Origin of the sequence: Spirochaeta thermophila DSM 6192 (assembly GCF_000147075.1) — a bacterium.
GTDB classification, from domain to species: Bacteria; Spirochaetota; Spirochaetia; order Winmispirales; family Winmispiraceae; genus Winmispira; species Winmispira thermophila_A.
In genome coordinates this window covers 1,210,355-1,222,565 of sequence record NC_014484.1, presented here as the reverse complement: position 1 = coordinate 1,222,565, position 12,211 = coordinate 1,210,355, and the positions used below count along the sequence as shown (strand labels likewise).

The following is a 12,211-nucleotide window of genomic DNA, read 5'->3' as shown; positions in this document are numbered from 1 at the left end:
CATGAAGCGTATACTCATCTTCGTGACAGGACTTCTCTTACTCGGAAGCACGATCGCCCCTGGAGAGGAGCTCATCACAGTGGCCGTGGTCGACATCAACAGGGTGGCGATGGCCTTTTTCCGAAACTCTTCGGCGGTGAGAGAGATAGAACGTTTCAAGACAGAGATCCAGGAGGAGGTGAACCGACTTACCGCCGAAATAAAGGCCCTCCAGGAGCAGAAACTTCAGGCACAGGAAGCGGGAAACGAGGAGCGGGCGTTGACCCTCGATCAGCAGATCTACCAGAAAACCCAGTATCTGAGGGATTACTATCGAGTGAAAACCCAGCAACTCGAAGAGCGGCAGAGAAAGCTCACAGAATCGTCCACCTTCCTCCAGGAGCTGAAAAACGCGCTGGAATACGTGGCCGAGACACACGGTTTCAGCGTCATCTTCAAGAGTACGGATCCCGATCTCCTCTGGTGGCACAAGGAAGTGGACATCACGGATCTCGTGATCGAACGGCTCATGGGAAGCGCTCGCTGACGTCATCAGGCAGTCCCATCGTGCGACCCATGGAGGGATGATGCAGGATCTCCAGACCCCTATGATGCAGCAATACTGGGAATTCAAGAAGCGTTATAGGGAGGAGATCCTCTTCTTTCGTCTGGGTGATTTCTATGAGATGTTCGCAGACGATGCAAAGGAAGCAAGCCGGATACTGGGCATCACCCTCACCCAGAGGAATGGGATTCCCATGTGTGGGATACCCTTCCACGCCGCTCAGAACTATATCGCAAGACTCCTCCGGGCGGGAAAGAAGATCGCAATTTGTGAACAGGTGGAAGTCCCGGAGAAGGGGAGGGGACTCGCCCGCCGGGAAGTGATCGAAGTGATCACCCCCGGCACAGTCACGGATGAGGAGCTCCTTGAAAAACAGAAGAACAACTTCCTTCTCGCAGCAGCTCCCGCCGGCAAGGAGAGGGTCTCCCTCTCCTGCGTGGAACTGTCCACCGGGGAATTCCTTGCCGGCACCGCCCCCGGATCCTTTGCCGAGATCCTCGCACGGGAACTCGCCCGCATCTCTCCCTCCGAGCTCATCCTCCCGGAGTCTGCGATGGAGGAACCCGAGATCGAGAAAGTCCTCGACGCCCATGGCGAGATCTATGTCAACCGATTCCCCGACTGGTATTTCGATCCCCGCACCTCCTTCGAACGGCTCGTACGACACTTCAGGAGTGTGAACCTGAAGGCATTCGGGCTCGAAGAGGATTCTCCAGAACTCATCACCGCGGGTCCTCTTCTCCAGTACCTCGAAGACACGTGCCACACCCTTCTTCCCCACGTCCGTTCCATCCATCCCTACCGGGAGGAAGACGCGCTCCTTCTCGATGAAACGACCATCAGGAATCTCGAATTGGTGAAGAATATCCAGGACGGGGGGGAGCACTTCACACTCTATCGAGTGCTCAATCACACCACCACCCCCATGGGAGCCCGCCTCCTCCGACGATGGATCCTCTATCCACTCGTCACACCCGCCGACATAGAGGCGCGGCTCGAAGCCGTGGAGCACCTCTATCGGGATCAGCACCTTCTCCAGACACTGAGAAAGCTGTTCGCTTCCATGCTGGACATCGAACGCCTCGCCACGCGGGTCGCCCTGGACAAGGCACACGCGAAGGACCTCCTCGCCATAGCCGGTACCATTGAGGCGTATGAAGAGGCTTTTGCACTCCTCTCCGGGATCGAAGCATTTTCCTCCTTCCTCCTCCCCATGGATCTCTTCGAGACGCTGTCGACCCTCGCCGACTCGCTCCTTCCTGCTCTCATGGATAACCCCTCCACCTCCCTCAATGAGGGCAACATCATACGAGAAGGCTATGATCCGGAAGTCGACCGCTGCCGAACACTTCGGGATCACAGCCAGGAGATCCTGGATCGCTATCTCCAGGAGGAACGTGAACGGAGCGGGATAAGCTCGCTCAAACTCAAATACAACAAGGTGATCGGCTACTTCTTCGAGGTCACCCGAGCGAACGCCCATCTGGTCCCCTCCTATTTCATACCCCGTCAGACATTGGTTCAGACACAGCGATTCACCACGGAACGTCTCATCGAGCTCGAATCCCAGCTCGCGGAGGCGGAGGAACGACTCGTCGAGCTGGAGCGGAAGATCTTCATGGATCTGCGCGAACGAACCAAGACACATCTTGAAGGACTGCTCGCACTCGGAAAGAGCGTTGCAGCCATCGACTGTCTCCAGTCGCTCGCCTATGCGGCGACCCGATACGGATACACCCGACCCGTCGTCACTACCGAACTCGTGCTCGACGTGAAGGAGGGGCGTCATCCCGTGGTGGAGGCCCATCTTCCCACAGGGAGTTTCGTCCCCAACGACCTCCTCCTCGATCCCCCCCGCAGGACCCTCGCCGTCATCACCGGACCGAACATGGCAGGCAAGTCCACCTTTCTCAGACAAAACGCCCTCATCGTGCTGATGGCCCAGATGGGGTCGTTCGTCCCTGCGAAGGAAGCGGTGATAGGGATCGCGGACCGCCTCTTCTGCCGCGTGGGAGCGAGCGACAACATCGCCCGCGGGGAATCCACGTTTCTCGTGGAGATGAACGAAACCGCCTACATCCTGCATCACGCCACTCCGAGGAGCGTGATCATCATGGATGAGGTAGGGAGGGGCACCGGAACCATAGACGGGCTTTCCATTGCATGGGCTGTGGTGGAGTATCTCCTGGAGAGGGTGAAAGCCCGCACGCTTTTCGCCACCCATTTCCACGAGCTCACGAAGATCACACATCCCGCGGTCTTCAATCTCAGTATGGCGGTAAGGGAAGATCGGGATGGAATCGTCTTCCTCAAAAGAGTGCGGGCAGGGGCCGCGGAAAAATCCTACGGCATACACGTGGCACGACTGGCCGGTGTCCCGGAGGCTGTGGTGAAGCGGGCCCGCGCGATAGAAGAGGCTCTGAGCCGGAGGGAGGAAGATCTCACTGGAACCGAAGGGGGCCCCTCCATCCCCCCGGCCGACTCCAGGGACGAGCAGCCCGAACTGTTCTCACCATACGAACTCCTCGCGGAAGAACTCTCGCATTTCGACGTGGAAAGGCATACCCCACTCGAAGCCCTCAATGCCATAGCACGATGGAAACGACTCCTTTCGAAGCGATCCTAGATCTGCTCGCGCCTCTCCATTGCCAGGTATGCGGCACCTTCATCCCCCGCCCGCATCCCCTCCATCCCCTCTGTCCCCGCTGCCTCGCCGGTCTCATCCCGATCCTCCCCCCTCGTTGCCCCCGCTGCAGCCAACCCCTCCCTACGCCCGCCTCCCCATGCCCACGCTGCATCCCCCCCTCCGTGGACGCACTCCAGGCCCCCTTCCTCTACCATCACACCATCCCCCGTCTCCTGCTCGCCTACAAACATCACGGACAGCGGCATCTCGCGCGCCTCATCGCCGCCCTCCTCCTCCCCGCCCTCGCATCCTTCCCTCCCGACGCCCCCCTCATTCCCGTCCCCACCCACCCCCGCCGCCTCCGCGCCCTCGGATTCGGCCACACCGAACTCGTCGCCCGTCACCTCACCCGGCTCACCCGACGTCCCCGATCCCCCCTCCGCCTCCAGCACACCAACCCCACCCGCTACCACCCCCAGAAGCACCTCCCCCGCGCCCTTCGCCTCACCTCGGTCCTCGGCGCCTACCGGGCCGCCCCTTCCCCCGCCGATCCCCCCCGCACCGTCATCCTCCTGGACGACGTAGTCACCACGGGAGCCACGATAGGGGAGTGTGCACACATCCTGCGGACCGGAGGAGTCTCCATCGTCTACGCCCTCGCCCTCGCCCGCGACATCTGACCCACCTCCCCACCGCACCCGCACGATCCCCCTTTCCTTTGCCTTTCCCGCCCGTCTGCACTATACTACCTGATAGGATGTCACACCCCCACTCCTCCCGTTCCGCCCGCCTCATCGACCGCATCCTCATCCCCGTCATAGTCGCGAGCATAGGGGCCCTCGCCGCGGGCGGACTCCTCATGTACCTCTCCCTCCCCCAGATAGCCCACACCACCGCCGAGAAATACCTCACCGCCATCGAACGCGCCGTGACCTCCGAGCTCCACGCCCTTCTCGACCCACCCGCCGACCTCGCCCTCATCAACGCCCACATCATCTCACTCCACCCCTCCCTCCCCACCGAAAAGATCCACGCCCTCTTTCTCAAGGAAATCGAATCCCACCCTGAAATCTCCATCGTGGCCGCAGGCATGGAAGACGGAACCTACGTGGAAGTCCAACGACTCCCGCAAGGAATCAGGTACGGCTACCGACCGGCAGGCAGGGAAGGGGACCTCACATTCTTCTCCACCCCCTCCCTCTCCCCCGGCACCGAGCTCCAGCGTGTAGCCGGCTACGACCCCCGCACCCGTCCCTGGTACACCGCGGCCCTCGACGCCGGCACCATGATCTGGTCCCCCCCTTACCGCCTCGCCTCGAGCGACGCCCCCGCCATGGCCGTGAGCACCCCGATCAGAGTCGGAGACCGCACGATCGGTGTGAGCACCGTCACCATAGAACTCCTCCACTTCTCCCGCATCCTCGAGACCCTCACGACCCCCCTCGACATCCGGTGCTACCTTTTCGACGACTCACACCACCTCCTCGCCGCAGCTCCTGCGCCGCCGCCATACCGCCTCCTCACCCCCCTGGACTCCCGGGAGGGATCCGGCACCCCTTCCCGGGATGACCCCCTCACCCGCCACCATCCCGAGACCATCACCCTCACCGAGTTGGACGGCATCCCGGTCTACCTCCAGGAGCACATCCTCACCTCCCGGTCCACGACCTTCCACCTCCTCACCGCCGTCCCGAGAGACTCCCTCACCGCGCCTTTCCGCCGTGCCCAGCTCGCCGCCCTCTTGACCATCCTCCTCCTCATGGCCGTGGTCGTAATGATCGCCCTCTTCTCCTCGAGGAACATCGCCCGGCACTTCGACCTCCTCACCCACCACACCAGGGTCCTGAGGCTCCAGGAGGCCATACCCGCCGACCTGTTGACCCTCTCCCAGCGAACCGACGAGCTCGGGGAGATATCCCGCGCCCTCATCGACCTCAAGCAACGACTCGACCAGCAACACGAAGAAGTCCTCCAGCACCTCGCGGCACGGGAACTCCTCCTCAAGGAGATCGACCACCGAGTCAAGAACAACCTCCAGACCATGGTGAGCATCCTCACCCTGGAGATGGAACCCCTCCCCTCGGGACGGGTGAAAGACACCCTCCACCTCATACGACAACTCCTCCACACCATAGCCCTGGTCCACGACATGGCCTACACCCAACCATCGCTCACCAGCATCGACCTCGCCCAACTCTTCGACCACATCGTCTCCCTCTACAGGACCACCGGTCTCTCCCTTTCCTACCATCCCTCCGCTTCACCCCACGTACCCCTCGCATCCGCCATCCCCTACGGCATCCTCCTCTCCTATTTCCTCGAAGCACTCCGTTCCTACGCATCCCCCTCAAGCCCTTCCACGCTCGAACTCCGTGCGCATGAGGAAGGGTACATCCTCACCATGAGAGCCGTCTTCTCTCCCTCCAGGGCGGAGGAATTCGAGAAACGCATCCTGGGATCCCTCCTCGTCAAGGGGCTCCTCCCCCAGCTCGGAGGACAGGTCGTCTTCACCCACACCCCCCTCTCTCCCCGGAAGGTGGAACTCGAAACCCGCATCCCTTTGTCCGCTTTCGAATGGTCTACCGACACCTCCCATTGACACACGGAGCCTTCCCTGCTACCTTATACCCGAGGAAGACGATGAGTGGGCAGCAGAGAGTCGAGACTCCTCGACTCTCTTTTTTTACCCGGCGAGGAGGCACGCCCTTGTTACCCAGAGCGATCCGGACTCCGGAAGAAGAGAAGTTGTATCAGCACTTCGTGCCGCTCCTTGAGAAGATGGGCTACGCCCTCGTTGAACTGCACCTCAGGTATCGTAGAGGAGGAGCGGCCCTCGAAATAGTCATCCACGGCGCACACCTCTCCGTCGACGACTGTGCCCGTGTCCTCAGACTCCTCAAACCCAAGGCACAGCTGCTCCTCGACCTTGCCGACCTCCACATGGAGGTCATGTCGCCGGGTATCGACCGTGTGCTCAAGAACAGGGATGAACTCGCACTCTTCGTCGGGAAAGGCCTGAAACTCCTCGACACGCGTAGCCAGCGGTGGGAGGGGGGCATTCTCGAGGCCGTCACCGAAGACCACGTCGTGCTCCGGAAGGGAGCGGAGCGCCGGTCCATCCCTATTGACTCCATAGGAAAAGCGAAATTAGACTTCACCCAAGAGGAGACTACCCCCTATGGCCACTGATCTCAAAGAAGCCATTCAGATGCTCGTCCAGGAGCGCGGCATACCGGAGGAGCTCGTCCAGAAGACCATCGAGGACTTCCTCCTCGCGGCGTACAAGAAGAGATTCGGCACAGCGGAGAACGCCCACGTGGAGTTCTCCGAAGACGGCACCGAAGTGACCCTCTACGCGAAGAAGCAGGTGGTGGCGGACGAAGACTTCGAAGACGAAGTGCTCCAGATCCCCCTCTCCGAGGCCAGGAAACTCGCGCCCGAGGCCGAACCAGGCGATGAGTTGCTCATGGAGGTGGACCCCAAGAGCTTCGACCGCGGGGCGGTGCAGGTGGCGAAACAACGCGCCCAACAGGAACTCAAGGAGATACAGAGGGACACCCTCTACTCCGAGTTCAAGGACAAGGTGGGAGAACTCATCATCGGGTATTACCAGCGGGAACGGAACGGCAACATCTACGTGGACCTCGGCAAGATCGAAGGCATACTGCCGCGGAAATACCAGTCCCCGAGAGAGGTCTACCGTCCCAACGACAGGATCAAGGCCCTCATCTACGAAGTCAACAAGACCCCCTCCGGCCTCCAGGTGATCCTCTCCCGCACCCACACGGAATTCGTGCGCAAGGTACTCGAACTGGAAGTCCCTGAGATCTACGACAAGACTGTCGAGATATTCAAGATCGTACGCGAACCGGGATATCGCACCAAGATCGCCGTCTACTCGAGGAAAGAAGGGGTGGACCCGGTGGGTGCGTGCGTGGGGGTGAAAGGCGTGCGCATCCAGGCCCTGGTGAACGAACTGGAGGGGGAACGCGTGGACGTGATCCGCTATGACCCCGACCCGGTCGCCTTCATCAAGAACTCCCTCTCTCCCGCTGAGGTGGAGCAGGTCATCATCCTCGACCGCAACAAGAAACACGCCCTCGCAGTGGTGAAGGACAACCAGCTCTCACTCGCCATCGGAAAGCAGGGGCTCAACGTCCGCCTCGCCAATCGCCTGGTCGACTGGAACATCGACGTGAAGACCGCCAAACAGGTCGAAGAGATGGGTATCGGAAAGGAGGCCATGGAAGCGGTCTCCGCCGTCTTCAGCGACCTCGATGAACAAGTGGAGGAGATCACGAGGATAGAAGAACTCCCGGGTCTTCCCCCACATATCGTGGAGATCCTCTCCCGTCAGGGATACGAGGAGATAGAGGATCTCGTCTTCGCCTATCAGGACAACGGACTCGAGCACATCCCCGAGCTCACCGAAGAGGACAGGCAACTCATCGGCAAGATCCTCGAGGACGCCGTCGAAATCGTAGAAGAAGAGGAGACGGCGCAGGGGATTACGGAGGAGGGAGAAGAAGAGTATGTCGAGACATACCTCTGCCCCGAATGTTCCGCCGAGGTGACTCCGGGAATGGATCGTTGTCCACAGTGTGGGGTGGAGCTCGTGTTTACAGATGAAGAAGAGGAGAACTAGGATACATCATGGCACAGGAACAGGAAAAAAAACCAAAAGTCACGCTCATCAAACACCAGGACACCGAGCCCAAGGAGGAGGCGCCTCCCACTCCTGCGGTACCCGTCAAGAAGAAACGGGTGGTGGTGAAGAAGACGAAGAAGGTAGTAGCCGTCGTAAAGACGGATACCCCGGAGGAGGCCCCACCCACGGAATCCCCGCAGCCCCAAGGGCCGGAAGCGAAAACCTCGGAGCCCACTTCGCCCCCTTCGACTCCCCGGCAGCCCGCCCGCGAGGAAGGACCGCGGGATCGTTCACGACCCCCTCGGCCTCGGGGGGATAGGCGTCCCCCCCGGCCCCAGCGGAACAGAGGGCCGAAACCGGGAGGCCCCCCGTCCCGGGACCAGGGAGCGGACCGTACGAAGCCCAGGCTGAGGATCACTCCCAAGACGGGAGCCCCTCCCGTTCCACCTGCAGGCGAGACCCCCGAAGCGGCGAGGGCCAGACAGCAGAAGGAACGAGAGCGAGAGCGCCGCAGGGAACTCTACCTGGAGAAGGAGCGTGAACAGGAAGAGAAGATCCTCAACCAGGTCAAGCGGAAAAAGAAGATCGAGACGAATCCTGTGCCGAAGGAGATCGACATCACGGAAGCCATCACGGTAGCGGAACTCGCAAAGAAGATGAATCTTAAGGCATCGGTCCTCATCGCCAAGCTCATGAGCATGGGCATGATGGTGACCATCAACCAGCAGATAGACGCCGACACCGCCACACTCCTCGCAGACGAGTTCGGCTGCAAGGTGAACGTCGTGTCCCTCTACGACGAGACGGTGATCGAACGCGAGGAGGACTCCGAAGAAGACCTCCGTCCTCGTCCTCCCGTGGTGACGGTGATGGGACACGTGGACCATGGAAAGACGAAACTCCTCGACGCCATACGGTCCGCCAACGTCGCCGAAGGAGAATACGGAGGCATCACCCAGCACATCGGCGCGTACCAGGTCGAGCTCCCCCAGGGGAAGATCACCTTCCTCGACACCCCCGGCCATGAGGCCTTCACCCTCATGCGTGCTCGAGGTGCGCAGGTCACCGATATCGTGGTCCTGGTCGTAGCGGCAAACGATGGGGTGATGCCTCAGACCGTCGAGGCACTCAACCACGCAAAGGAGGCCAACGTCCCCATCATCGTGGCGATCAACAAGGTGGACTTGCCCGATGCCAATCCTGACAGGGTGAAGCAGCAGCTCTCGGAGTACGGACTCATCCCCGAGGAATGGGGTGGGAACACCATCTATTGCGAAGTCTCGGCCCTCAAGAAACAGGGGATCCAGGAACTCCTCGAGGCCATCCTCCTGCAGGCGGAGGTCCTCGAACTCAAGGCGAACTACTCCTGTCGAGCGGAGGGGAAGATCCTCGAGTCGAAGATCGAACATGGCCGCGGCATCGTCGCCACCGTGCTCGTCCAGAGGGGAACCCTCAGGATAGGCGACCCATTCGTGGCCGGGGTGTACAGCGGGAAGGTGCGGGCCATGTTCGACGAATGGGGCAACCGAGAGGAAGAGGCCACTCCATCCACCCCGGTGGAGGTCCTCGGATTCGACGGCCTTCCGGAAGCAGGAGATCCGTTCCAGGTCACCGAAAGCGAGAAACATGCGCGTGAAGTGGCCTCCAAGCGACAGGAACTCAAGAAGCTCGAAGAAGCCCGTAACGTCCAGAAGGTCACCCTCGACAACCTCTATCAGAAGATCCAGGAGGGGGAGGTCCAGGATCTGAAGATCATCATCAAGGCGGACGTGCACGGATCGGCCGAAGCGATCAGGACCGCACTCGAGCGCCTCTCCACCGAAGAGATCCGTGTGCGCATCATCCACGCCGCAGCCGGTGCGGTCAACGAGAGCGACGTACGTCTCGCCTCGGCCTCCAATGCAATCATCGTAGCCTTCAACGTCCGTCCCACCTCCCAGGCGAGCACCCTCGCAGAGAAGGAGAAGGTGGAGATCCGACGCTACACCATCATCTACGAGGTGATAGACGACATCAAGGCGGCCATGGAAGGCATGTTGCAGCCCGAAATCAAAGAAGAAGTCGTGGGACTCGTGGAGGTCCGAGAGACCTTCAAGGTACCCAGGATCGGCACCGTGGCGGGGTGTTATGTCCTCGAGGGGAAGGTGAAGAGAAACGCAGAGGTGAACGTGATCCGCGACGGGGTGGTGATCCACAGCACCAGGATAAATTCCCTCAAGCGCTTCAAAGAGGATGTGAGAGAGGTGGACGCAGGATACGAGTGTGGAATAGGCCTCGAGGGCTTCCAGGATATCAAAGTCGGAGATCAGTTCGAAGTGATTGAGCGTAGAGAAATAGCCAAGAAACTATGAGGAGAGGGCGAGGTGAAAGAGGAACGACTGACACGACTTGCACATCTCATACAGGAAGAACTCGCCCGCCTGCTCGTCTCGGGAGAGCTCAAGGATCCGCGCATCCACTGCTCTCTATCGATAAATCACGTCAAGCTCTCGAAGGATTTCTCGTTCGCGAAGGTCTACGTCTCCAGCTACGATCCCAACCTTCCGGTCGAAGAGGGCGTGGAAGCGCTCAATCATGCGGCGGGTTTCATCCGCACCGTCTTTGCAAAGAAACTCACCACCAGGACAGTGCCCAGGTTCCGCTTCCTTCCGGATTCCTCGATCAAGGAAGGATTCGAGATTTCCAAAAAGATCGAAGCCCTCTTCCCCTCGGACGCCTCATCTCCCCCGCAGGGGGGCGATGAGAGCTGATGAACGGAATACTCCTCTGTCATAAACCTCCCGGTATACGGTCCTTCGAAGTGGTGGAACGAGTGCGCAGGCGTCTCGGGGGCGTTCGTACCGGTCATACCGGCACCCTCGACCGTTTCGCCCAAGGGCTTCTCATCCTGCTCACGGGTCGATGCACCCGACTCACACCGATATTCCATTCACTATCCAAGGAATACGAAGCCGTCATCGAATTCGGCAAGGAGACCGACACCCTCGACCCCGAAGGCAGGATCATTCAGGTGGGCCCTGTTCCCGAAGAAAAGGCGCTCAGGGAGACGCTCGGAAGATTCCTCGGGACATACGAACAGATTCCTCCCGCCTATTCGGCCCTGCGGGTGGGAGGGCGTCGGGCACACGACCTGGCGAGAAGGGGGGAGGAGCCGGATCTGGCCCCCAGACGTGTGGAAATATACGCACTTTCCCTCCTCGAATGGAGGCCTCCCTATGCGACCGTACGGGTCTCCTGCTCCGGAGGAACCTACATACGGGCTCTCGCCCGCGACATCGGATCCAGCCTCGGGACCTGTGCCTATGTGACCGAACTGAAACGCACTGCGATCGGTCCGATTCCATCCGACGGCGCGGTTCATCCCGACAAGGTTACCGGCGAGGATGTGCTCACCCCGGAAGCGTTCCTGAACGCATATCCCGAAACAGCCCCCCCTTTGACAGTCAAACCTTCTCATGAGAGGGGAATAGCCCATGGAATCCCTCTTTCGGACCATATGTGGGACACCCCTCCAGAGGCACAAGGGTACTACACCGTGGTGACTCGAGATGGCAGGGTTCTGGCCTTCATCGAAAAGGCGGAAGAGAGGTATCGCTACATATGTGTGCTTCCGTAGACAGGCTCACGTGGGCTGAGTTTCTCTCCCTTCCTCGGAATCCGGAAGACTCCGCAGTGACCATAGGAGTGTTTGACGGTGTACACCTAGGGCATCAGGAACTCCTCGAAACGCTCCTCTCATCCTCGCTCCACCCCCTCGTGATCACCTTCGACAAGAATCCGGAGGAACTCTTTTCACCCGACAAGCGCTACGAACGTCTCACTTCCCTTCGACAGAAAGTCTCGAGGATACGTGAGATGGGAATACCCGATGTACTCGTTATTGACTTTTCCCGTGATTTTAGTACAATCGAAGGACGGGAGTTTCTCGAGCGTGTGATCGATGTCACACGTATGAAAAGACTTCTCGTCGGAAAGGATTTCAGGTGCGGGAGGGGAGGAGCCGTTGGGATAGCAGAAGCGGAGGAGCTATGCGCGAGGAGGGGAGTAGAGCTCGTGGTGATGGAGGACGTGACACAGAATGGTACACGCGTGAGCAGTACCGAGATCAGAAAGAGGATTCTCGAAGGGGAACTCGACGCTGCGGAACAGATGCTGGGACGACCCCATACGCTCGATCTCCGGGGGCTCGTGGGGGAGGGGAGAGGAACCCTTTGTATTCCCAGATGGAAGATTCCTCAGATCCTTCCGCCCCCAGGGGAGTATGCCGGAAGGGGTACGGGAGGAGAGCCCCTTCGTATCTCGATACATCCTTCCGAGATCTGGATCAGCCCCCTCGACGAGAGGGATTCCTCCTCTCTGGAGGTGATGATACTACATAAACAAGGAGAATAGA

General features: G+C 60.0%; 10 protein-coding genes and 1 pseudogene. All 11 read left to right on the top strand.

The annotated features are described in order from the left end of the window. Position 1 precedes the first annotated feature (1 nt). The 11 genes and pseudogenes from STHERM_RS05565 to STHERM_RS05520 all read left to right on the top strand — a co-directional run bounded on the left by STHERM_RS05565 (position 2) and on the right by STHERM_RS05520 (position 12,210). Positions 2-526 carry an OmpH family outer membrane protein gene (locus tag STHERM_RS05565; RefSeq protein ID WP_013313910.1) on the top strand — a complete coding sequence of 175 codons (525 nt, stop codon included), beginning with the start codon at positions 2-4 and terminating at the stop codon, positions 524-526. Positions 527-566: 40 nt separating this feature from the next. Further along, positions 567-3,170, top strand: coding sequence for a DNA mismatch repair protein MutS (gene mutS / locus STHERM_RS05560; RefSeq protein WP_013313909.1), 2,604 nt, complete (start codon positions 567-569; stop codon positions 3,168-3,170). Continuing rightward, positions 3,140-3,280 (top strand): annotated as a pseudogene (locus STHERM_RS12720) (ComF family protein); the annotation flags it as partial. The gene mutS and the pseudogene STHERM_RS12720, both read left to right, overlap by 31 nt. Positions 3,281-3,352: 72 nt before the next feature. Next, positions 3,353-3,850, top strand: coding sequence for a ComF family protein (locus STHERM_RS05555; protein WP_237223391.1), 498 nt, complete (start codon positions 3,353-3,355; stop codon positions 3,848-3,850). A 77-nt stretch (positions 3,851-3,927) separates the two neighbouring features. Beyond that, positions 3,928-5,769, top strand: coding sequence for a histidine kinase dimerization/phosphoacceptor domain -containing protein (locus STHERM_RS05550; protein WP_013313907.1), 1,842 nt, complete (start codon positions 3,928-3,930; stop codon positions 5,767-5,769). A gap of 41 nt (positions 5,770-5,810) precedes the next feature. Then, complete coding sequence (locus tag STHERM_RS05545) at positions 5,811-6,359, top strand: ribosome maturation factor RimP (protein WP_013313906.1); 549 nt, start codon at positions 5,811-5,813, stop codon at positions 6,357-6,359. After that, positions 6,349-7,815 (top strand): transcription termination factor NusA, encoded by a 1,467-nt coding sequence (nusA, locus tag STHERM_RS05540; RefSeq protein ID WP_013313905.1) that lies wholly within the window; start codon positions 6,349-6,351, stop codon positions 7,813-7,815. Before STHERM_RS05545 ends, nusA begins: the two co-directional genes overlap by 11 nt. 8 nt (positions 7,816-7,823) lie before the next feature. Continuing rightward, on the top strand, positions 7,824-10,169 hold the full coding sequence (gene infB, locus STHERM_RS05535; RefSeq protein WP_013313904.1) for a translation initiation factor IF-2: 2,346 nt from the start codon (positions 7,824-7,826) through the stop codon (positions 10,167-10,169). Positions 10,170-10,181: 12 nt separating this feature from the next. Continuing rightward, positions 10,182-10,568, top strand: coding sequence for a 30S ribosome-binding factor RbfA (rbfA, locus tag STHERM_RS05530; protein WP_013313903.1), 387 nt, complete (start codon positions 10,182-10,184; stop codon positions 10,566-10,568). Then, complete coding sequence (gene truB, locus STHERM_RS05525; protein WP_013313902.1) at positions 10,568-11,434, top strand: tRNA pseudouridine(55) synthase TruB; 867 nt, start codon at positions 10,568-10,570, stop codon at positions 11,432-11,434. Before rbfA ends, truB begins: the two co-directional genes overlap by 1 nt. Beyond that, the gene (locus tag STHERM_RS05520) at positions 11,419-12,210 is read left to right on the top strand and encodes an FAD synthetase family protein (protein ID WP_013313901.1); all 792 of its coding nucleotides are present in this window, start codon (positions 11,419-11,421) and stop codon (positions 12,208-12,210) included. The genes truB and STHERM_RS05520 overlap by 16 nt, the downstream gene beginning before the upstream one ends. Position 12,211 lies beyond the last annotated feature (1 nt).

What these genes read in the sequence shown, in the direction of transcription:
- mutS (WP_013313909.1), top strand. Translation starts at nt 567, where the DNA reads ATGCAGGATCTCCAGACCCCTATGATGCAGCAATACTGGGAATTCAAG.
- nusA (WP_013313905.1), top strand. Translation starts at nt 6,349, where the DNA reads ATGGCCACTGATCTCAAAGAAGCCATTCAGATGCTCGTCCAGGAGCGC.
- STHERM_RS05550 (WP_013313907.1), top strand. Translation starts at nt 3,928, where the DNA reads ATGTCACACCCCCACTCCTCCCGTTCCGCCCGCCTCATCGACCGCATC.
- truB (WP_013313902.1), top strand. Translation starts at nt 10,568, where the DNA reads ATGAACGGAATACTCCTCTGTCATAAACCTCCCGGTATACGGTCCTTC.
- STHERM_RS05520 (WP_013313901.1), top strand. Translation starts at nt 11,419, where the DNA reads ATGTGTGCTTCCGTAGACAGGCTCACGTGGGCTGAGTTTCTCTCCCTT.
- STHERM_RS05565 (WP_013313910.1), top strand. Translation starts at nt 2, where the DNA reads ATGAAGCGTATACTCATCTTCGTGACAGGACTTCTCTTACTCGGAAGC.
- STHERM_RS05545 (WP_013313906.1), top strand. Translation starts at nt 5,811, where the DNA reads ATGAGTGGGCAGCAGAGAGTCGAGACTCCTCGACTCTCTTTTTTTACC.
- infB (WP_013313904.1), top strand. Translation starts at nt 7,824, where the DNA reads ATGGCACAGGAACAGGAAAAAAAACCAAAAGTCACGCTCATCAAACAC.